Source organism: Streptomyces sp. NPDC057617, from assembly GCF_042800555.1.
Classification (GTDB): domain Bacteria; phylum Actinomycetota; class Actinomycetes; order Streptomycetales; family Streptomycetaceae; genus Streptomyces.
The window spans coordinates 70,238-88,672 of sequence record NZ_JBHVGV010000017.1 but is presented as its reverse complement, the minus strand read 5'-3'; the positions used below and the strand labels follow the sequence as shown (position 1 = coordinate 88,672).

Annotated in this window: 18 protein-coding genes; 14 read left to right on the top strand and 4 right to left on the bottom strand. The window is 68.3% G+C overall.

What is annotated here, in order from left to right:
* Nucleotides 1-133 precede the first annotated feature (133 nt).
* Nucleotides 134-1,786, bottom strand: a complete 1,653-nt coding sequence (locus tag ACFU9P_RS31605) for a hypothetical protein (RefSeq protein WP_384087461.1) — start codon at nucleotides 1,784-1,786, stop codon at nucleotides 134-136.
* Nucleotides 1,787-2,428: 642 nt separating this feature from the next.
* Here ACFU9P_RS31605 and ACFU9P_RS31600 point away from each other — a divergent pair.
* A complete protein-coding gene (locus ACFU9P_RS31600; RefSeq protein WP_384087458.1) occupies nucleotides 2,429-2,725 on the top strand; it encodes an excalibur calcium-binding domain-containing protein in 297 nt (98 codons plus the stop codon).
* A 92-nt stretch (nucleotides 2,726-2,817) separates the two neighbouring features.
* On the opposite strand, the gene ACFU9P_RS31595 is transcribed toward ACFU9P_RS31600, so the two are convergent.
* Nucleotides 2,818-3,402: a hypothetical protein gene (locus tag ACFU9P_RS31595; RefSeq protein ID WP_079023189.1), complete on the bottom strand. Its 585-nt coding sequence runs from the start codon at nucleotides 3,400-3,402 to the stop codon at nucleotides 2,818-2,820.
* Nucleotides 3,403-3,518: 116 nt separating this feature from the next.
* Here ACFU9P_RS31595 and hemL point away from each other — a divergent pair, with 116 nt between their 5' ends.
* The 7 genes from hemL to ccsB all read left to right on the top strand — a co-directional run bounded on the left by hemL (nucleotide 3,519) and on the right by ccsB (nucleotide 11,508).
* Nucleotides 3,519-4,901: a glutamate-1-semialdehyde 2,1-aminomutase gene (gene hemL / locus ACFU9P_RS31590; RefSeq protein ID WP_384087566.1), complete on the top strand. Its 1,383-nt coding sequence runs from the start codon at nucleotides 3,519-3,521 to the stop codon at nucleotides 4,899-4,901.
* Complete coding sequence (locus ACFU9P_RS31585; RefSeq protein WP_376377733.1) at nucleotides 4,898-5,608, top strand: histidine phosphatase family protein; 711 nt, start codon at nucleotides 4,898-4,900, stop codon at nucleotides 5,606-5,608. The genes hemL and ACFU9P_RS31585 overlap by 4 nt, the downstream gene beginning before the upstream one ends.
* 185 nt (nucleotides 5,609-5,793) lie before the next feature.
* Nucleotides 5,794-7,122: a hypothetical protein gene (locus ACFU9P_RS31580; RefSeq protein WP_384087454.1), complete on the top strand. Its 1,329-nt coding sequence runs from the start codon at nucleotides 5,794-5,796 to the stop codon at nucleotides 7,120-7,122.
* Complete coding sequence (locus ACFU9P_RS31575; RefSeq protein WP_384087451.1) at nucleotides 7,119-7,742, top strand: TlpA family protein disulfide reductase; 624 nt, start codon at nucleotides 7,119-7,121, stop codon at nucleotides 7,740-7,742. Before ACFU9P_RS31580 ends, ACFU9P_RS31575 begins: the two co-directional genes overlap by 4 nt.
* A gap of 82 nt (nucleotides 7,743-7,824) precedes the next feature.
* On the top strand, nucleotides 7,825-8,562 hold the full coding sequence (locus ACFU9P_RS31570) for a cytochrome c biogenesis CcdA family protein (protein WP_376377739.1): 738 nt from the start codon (nucleotides 7,825-7,827) through the stop codon (nucleotides 8,560-8,562).
* Between the two features lie 4 nt (nucleotides 8,563-8,566).
* Nucleotides 8,567-10,420: a cytochrome c biogenesis protein ResB gene (locus ACFU9P_RS31565; RefSeq protein ID WP_384087448.1), complete on the top strand. Its 1,854-nt coding sequence runs from the start codon at nucleotides 8,567-8,569 to the stop codon at nucleotides 10,418-10,420.
* A complete protein-coding gene (ccsB, locus tag ACFU9P_RS31560; protein WP_376377743.1) occupies nucleotides 10,417-11,508 on the top strand; it encodes a c-type cytochrome biogenesis protein CcsB in 1,092 nt (363 codons plus the stop codon). Before ACFU9P_RS31565 ends, ccsB begins: the two co-directional genes overlap by 4 nt.
* Nucleotides 11,509-11,650: 142 nt before the next feature.
* Here ccsB and ACFU9P_RS31555 read toward each other — a convergent pair whose 3' ends face one another.
* The gene (locus tag ACFU9P_RS31555; RefSeq protein WP_376377745.1) at nucleotides 11,651-12,046 is read right to left on the bottom strand and encodes a PLD nuclease N-terminal domain-containing protein; all 396 of its coding nucleotides are present in this window, start codon (nucleotides 12,044-12,046) and stop codon (nucleotides 11,651-11,653) included.
* A gap of 88 nt (nucleotides 12,047-12,134) precedes the next feature.
* Here ACFU9P_RS31555 and ACFU9P_RS31550 point away from each other — a divergent pair, with 88 nt between their 5' ends.
* Nucleotides 12,135-13,586, top strand: a complete 1,452-nt coding sequence (locus tag ACFU9P_RS31550; RefSeq protein ID WP_376377747.1) for a menaquinone biosynthesis decarboxylase — start codon at nucleotides 12,135-12,137, stop codon at nucleotides 13,584-13,586.
* Entirely contained in the window at nucleotides 13,583-14,497 is a 915-nt protein-coding gene (mqnP, locus tag ACFU9P_RS31545; RefSeq protein ID WP_384087443.1) for a menaquinone biosynthesis prenyltransferase MqnP, read from the top strand. Before ACFU9P_RS31550 ends, mqnP begins: the two co-directional genes overlap by 4 nt.
* Here mqnP and ACFU9P_RS31540 read toward each other — a convergent pair.
* On the bottom strand, nucleotides 14,487-15,089 hold the full coding sequence (locus tag ACFU9P_RS31540; RefSeq protein ID WP_384087440.1) for a rhomboid family intramembrane serine protease: 603 nt from the start codon (nucleotides 15,087-15,089) through the stop codon (nucleotides 14,487-14,489). The two genes, mqnP and ACFU9P_RS31540, sit on opposite strands and share 11 nt — an antisense overlap.
* Before the next feature lie 105 nt (nucleotides 15,090-15,194).
* On the opposite strand from ACFU9P_RS31540, the gene ACFU9P_RS31535 reads away from it, so the two are divergent.
* From ACFU9P_RS31535 to ACFU9P_RS31520, 4 genes are all read left to right on the top strand, one after another.
* On the top strand, nucleotides 15,195-15,899 hold the full coding sequence (locus ACFU9P_RS31535) for a UbiX family flavin prenyltransferase (protein ID WP_384087437.1): 705 nt from the start codon (nucleotides 15,195-15,197) through the stop codon (nucleotides 15,897-15,899).
* A 132-nt stretch (nucleotides 15,900-16,031) separates the two neighbouring features.
* A complete protein-coding gene (locus tag ACFU9P_RS31530; protein ID WP_046499778.1) occupies nucleotides 16,032-16,484 on the top strand; it encodes an Lrp/AsnC family transcriptional regulator in 453 nt (150 codons plus the stop codon).
* Between the two features lie 145 nt (nucleotides 16,485-16,629).
* On the top strand, nucleotides 16,630-17,793 hold the full coding sequence (mqnE, locus tag ACFU9P_RS31525) for an aminofutalosine synthase MqnE (RefSeq protein ID WP_376377987.1): 1,164 nt from the start codon (nucleotides 16,630-16,632) through the stop codon (nucleotides 17,791-17,793).
* A 12-nt stretch (nucleotides 17,794-17,805) separates the two neighbouring features.
* Nucleotides 17,806-18,336 carry a GNAT family N-acetyltransferase gene (locus ACFU9P_RS31520; RefSeq protein WP_376377756.1) on the top strand — a complete coding sequence of 177 codons (531 nt, stop codon included), beginning with the start codon at nucleotides 17,806-17,808 and terminating at the stop codon, nucleotides 18,334-18,336.
* Nucleotides 18,337-18,435: the final 99 nt, after the last annotated feature.

The window sequence follows — 18,435 nt, the reverse complement described above, 5'->3', positions numbered from 1 at the left end:
AACGGGGGGGGGAGCTGGGGAGAGACGAGAGGGGGACTGTCTCCCCGGGGCGTGCCGCCCTCTCCCTCCCCCCCAGGCCTGTGCCGTGGTGCCGTGATGCCGTGGTGCCGTGCGGGCTCTGGCCACCCACCGGTCAGGTGGGGATGGGCTTGGTCCGGGTGCAGTTCTTCCATTCGACCCAGGGACGGGTGCCGCCGCTCGTGGGGCCGGTGGCGTAGGTCGGATCGCCGGTGATGGTCTGTGTCTTGCTCTCATGGGTGATGTCGATCCCGAAGAGCTTGAAACCGAGGGAGAACTGTCCGACGGAGATGCCGAAGCCGATGCCGAGGGAGGCGTTCCACCAGTCGGTGTTGGCCTTGTAGTCGAGCTTGCTGAGCTTTCCCTTGTCGTGCAGGAGGCGTTCGAGGGGGCTGGCGTCGTCGTCGGGTGCCTCGGCGGCGTCCGAGGGGGAGGGGAGGGGGTTCTTGGCGGGGTCGCCGTTTCCGCGCAGCCAGTCCTCGACGGTGGTGCTGTCGGCGTCGTTGTCGAGGATGAGTTCGGCGGTTTCGGTGTGTATCTGTGACTCGGTGGTTCCGCCGCCGCCACCGACATCGATGGTCACGGGACCGGCGTTTGCGCCTGCCTCGCCCTTGAAGCCGCCACCGTCGCCGGCTTCCTGGCTGGTGGTGATCACCAGCTTCTCGGGGTGGTGTGCGGCGCCGTCGGCTTCTTCCTGGTCGTAGGCGGCGGCGTCGTACGTGACGGCCACCTGCTGCATTCTCTCGCCGGTGGCGACTCCGCCCGCGCCGGCGATGCCTTTGACGGTGAAGGTGTAGATGAAGGTGATCTTCCCGGCGTTCATGCCGGTGTTGTGGCGCATGACGACGACGTCTTCGGTCATGGTGCCGGAGAGGACTTCGCCGGAGATCTTGCCGAGGTCCTTGGGGCCGTCGCTCTTGCCGGCGTCCTTGCCGCTCTTGCCGTTGCCCTTGAACTTCCCGCCGAAGCTGACGTTGCCGGATGCCTCGACGGTGGTCTTGGTGATGTCGACGTCCGGTGCCCGCTCGGGCGGGAGGTCGGGCTTCTTCTTGCCGGCGTGGTAGCCGCAGATCATCCCCAGTTCGGAGGCGCGGGGGCCGGTCGTCTTGTTGCAGTCGTCCATGGCCTTGAGGTATTCGGTGAACTGCTGGGCGTCCGCGAGGTTGGCCTCCAGGTCCGACTGGGGGTTGCCGGTCTTGTTCGCGTTGAACAGCCACTGCCCGCCGCTGCCGCTGCCCGCCATATACGTACCGCTCAGCTTGGCGCTGCCGCCCCAGTCCTTCAGTCCGGGAATGCCCGCGGAGATGCTCGCCGTGACCCCGCCACCGGCTTCGGTCACCCGCTCCAGCGTGACCGTACCGTCGGACCACTGCTGGAGCTTGACCGTCTCCGAACTGCTGATCTTGATGAAGAAGATCTGGACGACGACGGTGGTCTTGGTCTGATCCTGCGACAGCAGACACCTGGCGGGCTCGAATGGGTCGCCGTTGGGGACGAAGCCGTCTCCGCCTCCGCCGCCCCCATCGCCGCCTCCGCCGCCTTCTCCGCTCCCGTCGCCCGCGTAGTCGCCGGAGGCGCAGGCGTCCGCGCCGCTCAGCGGGTGAAGTATTCGGCACACCTGGGTCTTCAGGCCAGTCGCGGTGTCGGTGGGTACGCTCAGGCCGACGATCGCGGCGACGACCAGCGACACGACCCCGACCATCGCGGCGTACTCGGCCCCGCTCTGCCCCCGGTCGCGATGCCTTCGGTCGCGATGCCTTCGGTCCACCAGTCCATGGCTGCGTCTATGCCATCCGCGCAACCTGCCGGCGCCCGTCATCACGTCTCCTCGCCACCCGTCCCCGATCCCCCGAGCGAGTGCAGCCTAAGGACGGCCCCGGGCCCACCCGCAGGGTCCCAGGGCCCAGTTGAGGGGCCCAGTTTCGATCTGATTTCCGCAGGTCAGAGCCGTTCCATAGGCGCCAGAGGTGGCATCGATCCAACGGCCACATGAACCCCGCGAGGCAGCATTCCGTCCGCCACGCAGACACCACTCCAGGGGTACGGACGAGAGTCGCTCGGCGGCCGGAGGCTCCGCTCTGCACGCTTTGGTCACAACTCGATTACCGAGAGCGCACATACCCTCCACGCTTCCGCGGGCGCTTATACGTTCGTCCCTCCAGAACCACCCATAGGGGGACGCATGTCGTACAACCAGCCGCCGCAGCAGCCGCCTTGGGGTCAACCGCCTCAGCCGCCCCAACCGCCTCAGCCGTTCTCGCCGCCGTCCCTGTCGGGCAGACCGGGATGGACGCGGAAGCGAGTCCTTCTCCCCTGCGCCGCGCTCCTGTTCTTCATCGGAGTAGGCATCGGCACGGCCGACGACGGTACGAAATCCGGGCAGACGGTGAGCGAGAAGCCGGGTCCGTCGGTGACGGTCACAACGACGGCGACCACCACCGCGGAACCTCTCCCCGCCAAGACGGTGACGGCGCCCCCGAAGCCGGCGCCTACGGTCACGAAGACGAAGACGGTCCGGGTCACCGTCGCCCCGGCCGCCGGCGCCGACGACAACACCGGCAGCGACAGCGAGGACACCTCGGGCGGCTCGGCGTACTACGCCAACTGCACGGCGGCCCGAGCGGCGGGCGCGGCCCCGGTTTACACCGGCGACCCCGGCTACGGACGTCACCTGGACAGAGACGGCGACGGAGTCGGATGCGAATAACCCGGCCCGCCTGAACAGCACCCAAAAACGCCCCCTCCCAAGGAGGGGGCGTCACGCTGCCCGGGGCCCCGCGGGACCCCGGTCACCTCAACTCACGGCCACACCAAGCAATAAGGCTGATGCCCCGCCTCGTGCAGCCGGTGGCTGAAGTCCTGCCATTCGTGCAGCAGTTGGTACACGTTGTACGCGTCCCTCGGGCCGCCGCGGTCCGGGACCGTGGACCAGATGAAGGCTGCCGCGCCGACCGATTCCTCGCCGATGCCGCGCAGGGGGTCGACGACCGTCATGGGGAGTTTGACGACCGCGTAGTCGGGGTGCAGGACCACCAGTTCCAGTGGGGGGACCTTGTGCAGGGGCATGCCCTGAATGCCCGTGAGGACCATTGCCGCTATCGTCTCGGGCTTGATCTTCGTGAACATGCCGCCCATGCCCAGCTCGTCGCCGCCCAGTTCCTCCGGGCGCATGGAGATCGGGACGCGGGCTGCCGTGGCTCCGTCGGGCGCGCCGAAGTACTTGTAGGTCACCCCCACCCGGCCACCACTCCTGCTCTCCGGACGTCGTTCGCTTCCCGGAGGTTGCTCACGGGCCTCGCGCTCGCGGCGTCGGTGCTTCCCACGCCGGGCAGGCTCGGGACCCAGATCGTCGGTCCCCTCACCCAGTCCGCCACCGCGATGCATATCTCCACCCGACCACTCGCAGCCCCGGCCGCGCAACCCGATCATCGTGACAGTGACCTCCCCCACGAACGTGCGGTGAAACACCTGTCCGCAAGAACGTCCGAGGCTCTGACACCATTGATTGCGTGAGCTTCCCCTATGACTATGACGCCCCAGTTTCGCAGACGCTTTTCGACCGCGCGGCTGTCGTGACACCCGGCGGCGTGAACTCCCCTGTCCGCGCCTTCCGGGCGGTGGGCGGAACACCCCGGTTCATGGTGTCCGGTAACGGTCCATACCTCATCGATGCGGACGGCCGCGAGTATGTCGATCTCGTCTGTTCCTGGGGGCCGATGATCCTCGGACATTCCCGCCCGGAGGTTGTCGAAGCGGTCCAGGCGGCGGTCGCCCGGGGTACGTCCTTCGGGACGCCGGGTGAGGGCGAGGTCGCGCTCGCCGAGGAGATCGTGGCGCGGGTCGCGCCCGTCGAGCAGGTACGGCTCGTCTCCTCCGGCACCGAGGCGACCATGTCCGCGATCCGGCTCGCCCGCGGATTCACCGGGCGCGCGAAGATCGTCAAGTTCGCCGGCTGCTACCACGGGCATGTCGACGCGCTGCTCGCCGCCGCCGGCTCCGGGGTCGCGACCTTCGGGCTGCCCGACACGCCCGGGGTGACCGGCGCCCAGGCCGGCGACACCCTCGTACTGCCGTACAACGATCTCGACGCGGTACGGCGGGCCTTCGCCGCGCACCCCGGTGAGATCGCCTGTGTGATCACCGAGGCGTCGCCGGGCAACATGGGCGTCGTACCGCCGCGGGACGGCTTCAACGCCGGGCTCAAGGAGATCTGCGCCGCCGACGGCGCGCTGTTCATCTCCGACGAGGTCATGACCGGTTTCCGTACGTCCAGGTCCGGCTGGTACGGGATCGACGGCGTCGCCCCCGACCTGATGACCTTCGGCAAGGTCATGGGCGGCGGCTTCCCGGCCGCGGCCTTCGGCGGCCGGGCCGATGTCATGGGCCGGCTCGCCCCGGCGGGACCCGTCTACCAGGCCGGCACGCTCTCCGGGAACCCGGTCGCCACCGCCGCCGGGCTCGCGCAGCTCCGGCTGCTGGACGACGCGGCGTACGAGAAGGTCGACGCGGTCTCGCTCCAGATCCAGAAGCTGGTGACGGAGGCGCTCGGCAAGGAGGGGGTTGCCCACCGGGTGCAGTCGGCGAGCAATATGTTCTCCGTCTTCTTCACGGCCGACGAGGTCCGCGATTACGAGGACGCGAAGAAGCAGGAGTCCTTCCGTTTCACCGCGTTCTTCCACTCGCTGCTTTCCGATGGCGTGTATCTGCCACCGTCGTCCTTCGAGTCGTGGTTCGTCTCCACCGCCCACGACGAGCGCGCGATCGAGCGCATCGCCGCCGCCCTGCCGGCCGCCGCCCGGGCCGCCGCCGAAGCCACAGAGCCGGGCCCGGCACCGGCAGCCGCCGAAGCCACCGCACCGGAGAAGCCGGAGAGCACCGCATGAGCGAGTCGAGTGAGCCGTACGAAGTGAGCGAGCCGAACGAAGTGACCGTCGTCCACCTCATGCGGCACGGCGAGGTCCACAACCCCGACGGTGTCCTGTACGGCCGCCGCCCCGGTTACCACCTCTCCGACCTGGGCCGCCGCATGGCCGACCGGGTCGCCGAGCATCTCGCCGACCGTGACATCGCTCACGTCGTCGCCTCGCCGCTGGAGCGCGCCCAGGAGACCGCCGCGCCCATCGCCAAGATCCACGGGCTGACCGTCGCCACCGACGACCGGCTGATCGAGGCGGCGAACATCTTCGAGGGCAAGTCCTTCGGCGTCGGTGACGGCGCGCTGCGCAAGCCCGCCAACTGGAAGTACCTCACCAACCCCTTCCGCCCGTCCTGGGGCGAGCCGTACATCGACCAGGTCGTACGGATGATGGGCGCGCTCAACGCCGCCCGGGACGCGGCGCGCGGACATGAGGCGGTCTGTGTCGGGCACCAGTTGCCGATCTGGATCGTGCGGAGCTTCGTCGAGCGGCGCAGGCTCTGGCACGATCCGCGCCGGCGGCAGTGCACGCTCGCGTCCCTGACGAGCTTCACCTACCACGGCGACAAGATCGTCGCGGTCGCCTACTCCGAGCCGGCCCGGGATCTGGTCCCCGCGCATCTCCTCGCCGGTGCCAAACCCGTGAAGGGCGGCGCGAAAGCCTTCGGCGCGTAGGGCCCGGCGCATAGGGCCATATTCCCTGTACAGCGCGTCATCGGCGCGTCATCGGTGCGTCAGTAAAGATGTGACAAGTTCTGGAATCTCTGGAACCTCCGCGTTCAGCACGCCATCTCTTGTGGTGCCGCTTGTAAGACCCGTATCAGCGGCGTACGCACAAGTCGAGCGCGGATGGGACCTGTATGCGCGACATCAGCCGAAGGAATCTGCTCGGAGCCGGTATCGGCGCCGCCGCCACGATCGGAATCGCGGGCTGCGGCACCACCGGCTCCACCAGCCGCGCCGGCGCCGCAAAGCCGCGCCATTCCAGTACGGGCGACAGCGGTGGTACGAGTGGTTCGGGCGGAAAGCCGACGGCCACCGCTCGCCCCGCCGGAAAGGACGTCCGGCTCATAGGCGACGGTTCCACTTCCGACACCGGAAAACAGCCGCACCAGCCGCCCCCGCCCGTTCCGCTCGAACCCGGCGAAACCCCACCGCAGTTCGTGATCTTCTCCTGGGACGGCGCGGGCGAAGTCGGCAACGGACTCTTTCCGCGCTTTCTCGAACTCGCCAGGAACCATGGCGCCGCGATGAGTTTCTTCCTCTCCGGCATCTATCTGCTGCCCGAGTCGAAGAAGACGCTCTACCGCCCGCCCAACAATCCCGTGGGCGCCTCCGACATCGGCTATCTCACCGACGCCCACATCAAGGACACGCTCACGAACATCCGCCGGGCCTGGCTGGACGGCCACGAGATCGGCACCCACTTCAACGGGCACTTCTGCGGCGGCTCGGGATCGGTGGACCGCTGGACCCCACGGCAGTGGCGCAGCGAGATCGACCAGGCCGTCTCCTTTGTCACCGAGTGGCGTACGAACAGCGGCTGGACCGAACTCGACCCGCTGCCCTTCGACTACCGCAAGGAACTGACCGGCGGCCGTACGCCCTGTCTGCTCGGCCAGGACAAACTTCTGCCGGCGGTACGGAAAATGGGCTGGCGTTACGACGCGAGTTCGCCGGGCGGCACCCAGATATGGCCGGACAAGCTGCACGGAATCTGGAATTTCCCGCTTCAGGCCGTACCGTTCCCCGGCCACAGTTTTGAAGTCCTCTCCATGGACTACAACATGCTCGCCAATCAGTCCCGTAATTCGACGAACGGCATGAAGTCCCGGTACGACGGCTGGCGCAGGCAGGCCACCCAGGCGTATCTCGGCGGATTCCGCCGGGCGTACGAGACGAATCGCGCGCCGTTCTTCATAGGCAACCACTTCGAGCAGTGGAACGGCGGAATCTATATGGACGCCGTCGAAGAGGCGCTGAAGGGAATGGCGGGCAAGAAGGACGTACGGCTGGTGTCCTTCCGCCAGTTCACCGACTGGCTCGACGTACAGGATCCCGCCGTACTCGCCAAACTCCGTACGCTGGACGTCGGACAGTCCCCGGCCGGCGGCTGGCGTGCCTTCCTCCGTGGCACCCAGGGGGGCGCCCAAGATCCCCGAAACGCCCATGCGAAACTTTTCACATGAACTCAGGCCGCGCCCCCCTACGCAGCTCCGACCGCCGGTTCCGCGCCGCCCTCGCGCCGGTCCTCGTCGTCGCGGCGGCGCTCACGCTCTCGGCGTGCAGTGGCGGGGGCAAGTCCGGTGGCGGGGGCGACACCAATTTCGTGACGAACACCGGCGGTATCTCCACCGTCGCGAAGTCCGAACGGCAGCCCGTCAACAAGATCGCCGGTGAGACCCTCGACGGCACGAAGCTCGATGTCGCCGACCTCAAGGGCAAGATCGTCGTCCTGAACGTCTGGGGCTCGTGGTGCGGGCCCTGCCGCCAGGAGGCCAAGCACTTCGCCAAGGCCGCCAAGGAGACCGAGTCCCAGGGCGTCGCGTTCGTCGGGATCAACACCCGCGACTCCAACAAGGGCGCCGCGGTCGCCTTCGAGAAGGACTACGGCGTCCCGTACCCGAGCCTGTACGACCCGGTGGGCAAGCTGATCGTCAACGGCTTCCCCAAGGGCAGTCTCAACCCGCAGGCCATTCCCTCCACCGTCGTGCTCGACCGGGACGGGAAGATCGCGGCGCGTTCGCTGATGGCGCTGGACGAAGAGAAGCTGCGCTCGATGATCGACCCGCTGATCGCGGAGAAGTGATCGCGGTGCAGGTTCTCGCCGCGGCCGCGGTCCCCGGCATGGATGAGACGGTCCGTACAGGTACGAAAGAGACGGTCCGCGCATGAATGAGACCGTCTACAGCGGAGCGCTGCTGCTCGCGCTGCCGATCGCCCTGCTCGGCGGGCTCGTCTCGTTCTTCTCGCCCTGCGTCCTGCCGCTCGTACCCGGCTATCTGTCGTACGTCACCGGCGTCAGCGGCACCGATCTGGCGCAGGCGCGACGCGGCCGGATGGTTGTCGGCGCCACGCTCTTCGTGGTCGGTTTCACCGCGGTCTTCGTCTCGGGCGGCGCGCTCTTCGGCTACTTCGGCGCGACGCTCCAGGGGCACCGGGAGATCCTCTCCAAGGTGCTCGGCGCGCTGATGATCCTGATGGGCGTGTTCTTCCTGGGGCTGATGCCCTGGCTCACCCAGCGCGAATTCCGCTTCCACCGCAGTCCGGTGACCGGCCTCGCGGGCGCGCCTCTGCTGGGCGCGCTCTTCGGGATCGGCTGGACGCCCTGTCTCGGGCCGACCATCTCGTCCGTACAGGCCCTGGCGTTCAACGAGGCGAGCGCGGGGCGGGGGGCCCTGCTGACCGTGGCGTACTGTCTGGGCCTCGGTGTCCCCTTCGTCCTCGCGGCGGTGGCGTTCCGCAGGGCGCTGGGCGCGTTCGGCTGGATCAAGCGGCATTACGCCTGGGTGATGCGGATCGGCGGGGCGATGATGATCGCGACCGGTCTGCTGCTGCTGACCGGTGCGTGGGACGGCATCGTGCAGGAGATGCAGGGCTGGTCCGACGGCTACACGGTGGGGATCTAGTGCCATGAGCAAGGCGTCCACGAGCGAGACTTCCATGAGCGGCGAAACAGCGGCACAAGAGACGGCCGCGGCCGAACCCGCGGCCGAACCAACCGCACAAGAGACGGCCGTACGCGAATCAGCCGCACACGAAACAGCAGCCGCGGCCCGCGACGAGGCAGCCCGCGATGACGCAGCCTCCGACGACGCGCCCGACCTCGGCGCCGCCGGCTCCCAGCTCTCCACCGCCCCCCGCGAGGAGACCGCCCTCGGCGGCCCCACCCTCTCCCTCGTAGGCTGGCTCCGCTGGTTCTGGCGCCAGCTCACCTCCATGCGCGTCGCGCTGATCCTGCTCTTCCTCCTCTCCCTCGGCTCCATCCCCGGCTCGCTCATCCCGCAGACCAGCGTCGACGAGCTCAAGGTCCAGGACTTCAAGGACCGCCACGAGACCCTGGCGCCGATCTACGACAAGCTCCAGCTCTTCCACGTCTACAGCTCGGTGTGGTTCTCCGCGATCTACATCCTGCTGTTCATCTCGCTCATCGGCTGTATCGTCCCGCGCACCTGGCAGTTCGCCGGCCAGCTGCGCTCCCGCCCGCCGGCCGCGCCCCGCCGCCTCACCCGGCTCCCCGCGTACACGACCTGGCGTACGCGGGCGACGCCCGAGGCCGCCCGCGAGGCCGCGCTCGCGATCCTCAAGCGGCACCGCTTCCGTACGCACGTCTCCGGTGACGCGGTCGCCGCCGAGAAGGGCTATCTCCGCGAAGCCGGCAACCTGATCTTCCATGTCGCCCTGATCGTGCTGCTGGTGGCCTTCGCCACCGGGCAGCTCTTCAAGTCCGAGGGCGGCAAACTGGTCGTCGAGGGCGACGGTTTCTCCAACACCCTCACCCAGTACGACGACTTCAAGTCCGGCTCGCTCTTCAACACGGACGATCTGGCGCCCTTCAGCTTCACCCTCGACTCGTTCACGGCGACGTACGAGCGGAGCGGACCGCAGCTCGGCACCCCGCGCACCTTCGAGGCCAAGGTCCGCTACACGACCTCGGCCGGCGGTGCCGAACGCACCTCGGTCATCGAGGTCAACAAGCCGCTCGAAGTCCAGGGTTCGAAGGTCTATCTGATCTCGCACGGTTACGCCCCGGTCGTCACCGTCCGGGACGGCCGCGGCCAGGTGGTCTTCAAGGGCGCGGTCCCGCTGCTGCCCATCGACAACAACGTCTCGTCCACCGGTGCCATCAAGGTGATGGACGGCTACCGCGACAAGAACGGCAAAAAGGACCAACTGGGCTTCGCCGCCTTCTTCGTGCCGACCTACGGCGGCAAGGACTCGGGCCAGATGTTCTCCCAGTTCCCCGCCCTCGACTTCCCGGTGCTCAACATCGGCGCGTACCACGGCAGTCTGGGCGTCGACTCGGGGCTTCCGCAGAATGTGTACCAACTGGACACCAGGAAGATGAAGCCCTTCAAGGACGCCAAGGGCGCCCTCCTGAAGACGACCCTGCTGCCCGGCGAGAAGCTCACCCTGCCCGACGGCGCCGGCTCGATCACCTTCGAGAAGGACGTCAAGGAGTGGGCGAGCTTCCAGATCTCGCACCAGCCCGGTGACGCCTGGGCCCTGACCGGAGCCGTCGCCGCCATCGCGGGTCTCGCGGGCTCCCTCTTCATCCAGCGGCGCCGGATCTGGGTCCGGGCCGTACGGGGCGCCGACGGCGTCACCGTCGTCGAGATGGCCGGACTCGGCCGCAGCGAGTCCGCCAAGCTCCCCGAGGAACTGGCCGAGCTGGCCGGCACCCTCCATTCAGAGGCGCCCACCGCGCCTGATCCCGCGGGCAGTTCCGCGGAACAGTCTGTCGAAGCCGAAGGGGCTGAGAAGTGAGTCTCGCCGCCGCAGCAACCAATGAGAGCCTGGCACAGACCAGCAATGTGCTGATCTACTCGGCCATGGCCGTCTACACGCTGGCCTTCTTCGCGCATATCGCGGAGTGGCTGTTCGGCAGCCGCAGCCGGGTGGCCCGTACCGCCGCCGCGCTGACCGGCGGCGCCCAGGGAGCCGCGGCGGGCCCGGTGGAGATCCAGGTCGCACAGCAGGGCGGCGCGACGGCCGTCCTGGAGCGGCCGAAGATCATCACCCGCTCCGCGGCCGGTACGCGGAACGTCCCGGACGGCCCCGGCGCGCACGGCGGAGACGCGCAGGGCGACTTGTACGGCCGGATCGCCGTCTCCCTCACCGTCCTCGCCTGGCTGGTCGAGGCCGCCGGTGTGGTCGCTCGCGCGCTGTCCGTACAGCGGGCGCCGTGGGGCAACATGTACGAGTTCAACATCACCTTCTCCACCGTCGCCGTCACGGTCTATCTCGTCCTTCTCGCACTGAAGAAGAACGTCCGCTGGATCGGGCTGCCGCTCATCACCACGGTCCTGCTCGATCTCGGCCTCGCCGTCACCGTCCTGTACACCGACAGCGACCAGTTGGTGCCCGCGCTCCACTCGTACTGGCTGTGGATCCACGTATCCACGGCGATCTTCTGCGGCGCGGTGTTCTACGTCGGCGCGGTCGCCACGCTGCTCTATCTGTTCCGTGAGCGGTACGAGACGAAGCTCGCCACCGGCCTCACGCCCGGCTCCTTCGCCACCTCCGTACTGGAACGGCTGCCCGCCTCGGCGACGCTCGACAAGTTCGCGTACCGCGTCAACGCCGCCGTCTTCCCGCTGTGGACCTTCACGATCATCGCGGGCGCGATCTGGGCGGGCGACGCCTGGGGCCGCTACTGGGGCTGGGACCCCAAGGAGGTCTGGTCGTTCATCACCTGGGTCGCGTACGCCTGCTATCTGCACGCCCGCGCCACCGCCGGCTGGAAGGGCCGCAAGGCCGCCTATCTGGCGCTGATCGCCTTCGGCTGCTGGCTGTTCAACTACTACGGCGTCAATATCTTCGTGACCGGCAAGCACTCGTACGCGGGCGTCTGAGGTCACGCGGGCGTCCGAGGCCCGGCCGTAAGGCTCGTACGGCAGGTGCTACGGCGTTCGTACGGTCCGTAGTACGCAGGTGCCCCGCGCGGATCCGGTCCGCGCGGGGCACCTGCCGTACGCACCCTCGTACGTACGCGACTCAGTTGTCGCCGCCGCCCTGCTCCCGCTCGCGGCGCTTGATCTCCTCCTCGCGGCGGCGGAGATCCGCCTCCCAGTCCTTGAGCAGGGCCTCGTCCTTCTTGTTCTCTTCCTTCAGGGAGTCCAGGAACGCCGGATTGTCGTCCGGCGCCGTCCACTTCCCGCGCTGGTTCCGGTGCCACTCGGACGGTGTCGAACCGCCCGCGGGGCCGCGCCGGACCTTGCCCACCACCAGCCACGCGATCGGACCGATCAGCACCTCGCCGAACAGCAGGATGATGATGACCCAGACCACCTTGGGAAGGCCCTTGACCTCTTCCTCAGGGGTGTTGAGGCAGTCGATGAAGGCATAGATCCACAGCGCCAGGACCAGCAGGAACGGCAGATACCTGAGCATGGCTGGACGGTCTCCCCGGGAACGGTTGGGGGCCGTGCGACGGCCCCGGTGACCGGCCCAGGGTACCGGGTGGCCGATACTGGGACGCATGGCTTACGACGATCTTCGCTCGCTGCTCAGGGCGCTGGAGCGCGAGGGCGACCTCAAGCGCATCAAGGCGGAAGTCGACCCGCATCTTGAGGTCGGGGAGATTGTCGACCGGGTGAACAAGTCCGGCGGCCCCGCCCTGCTCTTCGAGAATGTCCGGGGCTCCTCGATGCCGCTGGCCATGAATGTGTACGGCACGGACCGCCGGCTGCTCAAGGCGCTCGGCCTCACCTCGTACAACGAGATCAGCGACAAGATCGGCGGACTGCTCAAACCGGAGCTTCCCCAGGGCTTCATGGGGCTGCGCGAGGCCTTCGGCAAGCTCGGCGCGATGGCCCATGTGCCACCGAAGAAGATCAAGGACGCACCCGTTCAGGAAACGGTCCTCACCGGCGACGACGTCGATCTGGACCAGCTTCCCGCGCTCTTCACCTGGCCGCACGACGGCGGGTCGTTCTTCAACCTCGGTCTGACGCACACCAAGCACCCGGAGACCGGGATCCGCAATCTCGGGCTCTACCGGCTCCAGCGCCATGACCGGCGCACCATCGGCATGCACTGGCAGATCCACAAGGACAGCCGCAACCACTACCAAGTGGCCGCCAGACGCGGGGAACGGCTGCCCGTCGCGATCGCGTTCGGCTGCCCGCCCGCCGTGACGTACGCATCCACCGCGCCGCTGCCCGGTGACATCGACGAGTATCTCTTCGCGGGCTTCGTCCAGGGCCGGCGGATCGAGATGGTCGACTGCAAGACCGTGCCGCTCCAGGTCCCGGCCAACGCCGAAGTCGTCATCGAGGGCTGGCTGGAGCCCGGGAAGACGCTCCCGGAGGGCCCGTTCGGGGACCACACCGGCTTCTACACCCCGCAGGAGCCCTTTCCCGCGCTCACCATCGACTGTGTGACGATGCGCAGACGCCCGCTGCTCCAGTCGATCGTGGTCGGCCGGCCGCCCACGGAGGACGGGCCGCTGGGACGGGCGACGGAACGGTTCTTCCTGCCGCTGCTGAAGATCATCGTGCCGGACATCGTGGACTACCACCTCCCCGAGTCGGGCGGTTTCCACAACTGTGCGATCGTCTCGATCGACAAGAAGTATCCCAAGCACGCGCAGAAGGTGATGCACGCGATCTGGGGGGCACACATGATGTCGCTGACCAAGCTGATCGTGGTCGTCGACGCGGACTGCGATGTGCACGATCTGCACGAGGTGTCCTGGCGCGCGCTGGGCAACACCGACTACGCGCGCGACCTCACGGTCGTCGAGGGACCGGTCGACCATCTCGACCACTCCTCGTACCAGCAGTTCTGGGGCGGCAAGGCGGGGATCGACGCGACGCGCAAGCTCCCCGAGGAGGGGTACACACGGGACGGCGGCTGGCCGGAGATGGTCGAGTCCGACCCGGAGACGGCGGCGAAGGTCGACCGCCGGTGGAGGGAGTACGGCCTGTGAGCGCAGCGGAAGTCGTCGGGCCCGGACCGGCGCGGGCGGGCGGGAAAACCCGGGCGTTCCTGCGGCTGGTGATGATCGAGCACTCGGTGTTCGCCCTGCCGTTCGCGTATATCGCCGCGCTGACCGCGATGTTCCGCCTGGACGGCAATGTCCACTGGGGCAAGCTGCTGCTGGTCACCGTCGCCATGGTCGGGCTGCGCACCTTCGCGATGGCCTGCAACCGGATCATCGACCGCGAGATCGACGCCCGCAATCCACGCACCGCCGGGCGGGAGTTGGTGACGGGCGCGATGTCCGTACGCTCCGCCTGGACGGGGGCGGGGGTCGCCGTTGTGATCTTCCTCGCGGCCGCCGCCGCGCTGAACCCCCTCTGTCTCGCCCTCGCGCCGATCGCCGTGATCCCGATGGTGGTCTATCCGTACGGCAAGAGGTTCACCAACTTTCCGCACGCCATCCTCGGACTCGCCCAGGCCATGGGCCCGGTGGGCGCCTGGATCGCGATCACCGGGGCCTGGTCCTGGGACGCGGTGATCCTCGGCCTGGCGGTCGGGGTCTGGATCGGCGGCTTCGACCTGATCTTCGCCTGCCAGGACGTCCAGGCGGACCGCGCGCACGGCGTGATGTCCGTGCCGGCCCGCTTCGGGGTCCCCGGCGCGCTGTACGGAGCGCGCGCCTGCCACGCCGTCACCACCGCCCTGCTGGTGTGGTACGGACTGGCCACGGACGCCGGGGTGTTCTTCTGGACCGGTCTGGTGATCGTGGTGGGTGCCTTCCTGTACGAGCACACGATCGTGAAGCCGCACGACCTGTCACGGCTCAACAGGGCGTTCTTCACGGTCAACGGCTTTATCGGCATCGCCCTGTTCGTGTGCGCGCTGCTCGACCTGGTGGTGCGCGGCCTTACGGGGTGAGCGCCGCCCGTACGGCCGGGCGGCGGAACATGAACGCCGTGGCGATCCCCGCGACCAGACCGATGAGATGGCCCTGCCAGCTCACCGTCGTATTGGCCGGGGATATGCCGAACAGGATCGAGCTGCCCCATATCGCGCCGATCACCAGACCGACGACTATGCCGGCGGGCTTGCGCTCGACGAAGCCGCGGACCAGGAGATAGCCGAACAGCCCGAAGATCAGACCGGACGCGCCCGCGGTATTGGTGTGCGACGGCGATATCAGCCAGACGCCCAGACCGTCGGCCACGATGATCACCGCGCACACGGCCAGGAACCTGCGGATGCCGCCGAGCGCGGCCAGGAAACCGAAGACCAGCAGCGGAATCGTGTTCGCCGCGACATGGGCGAAGCCGAAGTGGATGAAGGACGCCGGGACGATGTCGGCCAGCTCGGACGGCTCGCGCGGGACGATGCCGTAGCTGTCGAGGGAGTTGGCGGTGAGAACGTCGACCAATTCGAGCAGCCACAGCAGGGCGACCCATCCCGCCATCAGCTTGGCGGCGGCCTTCGCCCGGCCGGTCCTGGCCCACCCGGATCCCGTACCGGTCATGATTCCCCACCCCCCGATTTTTTCAGTCCACTCGCTCTTCACCGGGGGAACGGACGGGGCACCTTACCCGGTTCCCGGCAGAGGGTGCCGGATAGGCTCGGATCCGTGAAGTCCGGACCGTACGCAGACCAGCCACCCCCCTCACGGCGGCCCTGGGTCGTCGGTGTCTCCGGCGCGTCAGGCACGCCGTACGCCGCGGCCGTGCTCCGCGCGCTGCTGGCGGCCGGGGAGAGCGTGGACCTGGTGGTGTCGCGCGCGGCGCGGCTGACCCTGCTCGACGAGACCGGGATCGCCTTCCGGGACGCGCACTGGCGGGACGATCTCCGCGCCTGGCTGTCCCGTGGCGCGGACGGCAAACCCGACCGCTTCGCCGCGGACGCCGACGACGCGGCCCTCGGCCTCGTACGGTACTGGGGCGCCGGGGATCTGGCGGCCGGGCCCTCGTCCGGCTCGTACCCGGTCCAGGGGATGGTGATCGTCCCGGCGTCCACGGCCTGTGTGGCCGGAGTGGCGCTCGGCCTCTCCAAGGACCTGCTCCAGCGCGCGGCGAGCGTGACTCTCAAGGAGCGCCGGAAGCTGGTCGTCGCCGTACGGGAGACACCCCTCAACGGCCAGACGCTGAAGCATCTGGTGACGCTCGACGAGGCGGGCGCCGTGGTGCTGCCCGCCTCTCCCGCTTTCTACGCCGGGGCGACGCACATCCAGGACCTGGTGGACTTTGTCGCCGGACGGGTGCTGGACGCGGCGGGGGTGGAGCACCGGCTGTACCGCCGCTGGAAGGGAGAGCTGGGGGGCTCTCGCGGGGACTGAGTCTTTTCTACGCCCGGCTTCTATGTCCGGCTCACAGCGTGGCTCAAAAGATTCGCAGGGCGCCAGCCCTGCATGCCTTAGATTCTAGATATAAGCTTGCGAGATTGCTGAACAATGGAAGGCTTCAGGCATATGGACGCCGTGGATAGGCAGCTCATCCAGGCCCTCAGGGAGAACGGCAGGGCCTCGTACGCCGAGCTGGGCCGGCTCGTGGGGCTCTCCGGCCCCAGCGTCACCGACCGTATCAACCGGCTCGAAGCGGCCGGCGTCATCACGGGTTACCGCGCCACGGTCGACTCGGCCTCGCTGGGCCTCGGAGTCACCGCGCTGATCGGGATCTCGCTCTCCGACGCCGCCGACCACGAGGACGTGGCCCGCCGGATGCGCGATCTGGGGGAGATCGAGGACTGCTGGTTCATCGCGGGCGACGACTCGTACATGCTCAAGGTGCGCGCGGGCGACGTGGACGGACTGGAGAAGACCATCCGCCGGCTGAGCGGCACCAAGGGCGTCTCCCGTACCCGCACCACCATCGTTCTCTCCACGAAGTGGGAGAACAGAGTCGGCGAACTCCCCGAGGAATAAGGGCCGGAGCGCGAAAACCGACGAACGGGGCAGGCGGGCCGGGCCGGCGAGCGGAGGGTCGCGTCAGGGCTGTCCGACCGGGGGCGTAGGCTCGACTGGCCCGATTGGCAGACGTATGGGAGGCGGCCTGATGACTGCATCTGCACTGGATGTGGGTCTCAAGCGCGAGCTGGAGCAGAAGGTCAGAGCCGGTGAGCGGCTGACCCGCGAGGACGGCATCGCCCTGTACGAGTCGGACGACCTGGCCTGGCTCGGCGGTCTCGCCCACGAGGTGCGGACGCGGAAGAACGGCGATGTCGTGCACTTCAACGTCAACCGCCATCTCAATATGACGAACGTGTGCACCGCCTCCTGCGCCTACTGCTCGTTCCAGCGCAAGCCGGGCGAGAAGGACGCGTACACGATGCGCATCGAGGAGGCCGTGCGCCTGGCCAAGGCCATGGAGGGGGAGAACCTCACCGAGCTGCACATCGTCAACGGCCTCCACCCGACGCTGCCCTGGCGCTACTACCCCCGCTCGCTCAGCGCGCTCAAGGAAGCACTGCCGCAGGTCTCCCTCAAGGCCTTCACCGCCACCGAGATCCACCACTTCGAGACGATCTCCGGGCTGTCCGCCTCCGAGATCCTCGACGAACTGATCGACTCCGGCCTGGAGTCGCTCACCGGCGGCGGCGCCGAGATCTTCGACTGGGAGGTGAGGCAGCACATCGTCGACCACAACACCCACTGGGAGGACTGGTCGCGCATCCACCGCCTCGCGCACTCCAAGGGGCTCAAGACTCCGTCGACGATGCTGTACGGGCATATCGAGGAGCCCCGCCACCGCGTCGACCATGTGCTGCGCCTGCGTGAACTCCAGGACGAGACCGGCGGTTTCCAGGTCTTCATCCCGCTGCGCTACCAGCACGACTTCGTCGACATGAAGGACGGCAAGATCCGCAACCGCCTCCAGGCGCGTACGACGATGGCGACCGGCGCGGAGGCGCTGAAGACCTTCGCGGTCTCCCGGCTGCTCTTCGACAACGTCCCGCACGTCAAGGTCTTCTGGGTGATGCACGGCGTCCAGACCGCCCAACTGGCGCTCCAGCACGGCGCGGACGACATGGACGGCTCGGTCGTCGAGTACAAGATCACGCACGACGCGGACAATTACGGCACGCCCAACAAGCTCGGCCGCGAGGACCTGCTCGAACTCATCCGGGACGCCGGCTTCCGTCCCGTCGAGCGGAACACCCGGTACGAAATCATCCGTGAGTACCCGGGGCCGGATCCCGACCGCCGTGAGTCCCCGCAGCCGATGCGGGTCTGAGAGGGCACGTCGATGTCGCTCGTATTCGAACTGGACCCGCCGGTGGACCGCGCCCTGCGCGACGGTGTCCTGGCGCTCTGGACGGATGTGTCGAACGCGGACGGGGCGGTCGGCTTTGTCCCGCCGGTGACGGCCGAGGAGATCCGGCCCGATCTGGTCAGGCATCTCACGGCGATGGCCGAGGGCCGCTGCCGGCTGCTGGTGGGGTACGACGAAGAGGGCGCCGTCGCCGCGACGGCGTTCCTCACGCTCAACCCCCACCGGCTGATGCGGCACTGGCTCTGGCTCTACACCGTGATGGTCCACCCCCGTCACCAGGGCAAGGGATACGGCCGCGACCTGCTGGCCGCGGCGGCGGAAGCGGCCGGTGGCATCGAGGGCATCGAGGCGATCCGGCTCACCTGCCGGGGCGGTGCGGGACTGGAACGGTTCTATGCCTCGTGCGGCTACAAGGAAGTGGGCCGGGTGCCCGACGCGATCAGAGTCGCACCGGGTGACGACCGCGATGACATCACGATGCTGCTCCCCCTGAACCGGCACTGAACGGGTCGTGCTTGACTGGTGGGTCAGGACCGTCCCGGCAGGACCTGGCAGGACCGGTCCCGGCAGGAAGATCCCGCAGGACCAGGAAGATCCCGCAGG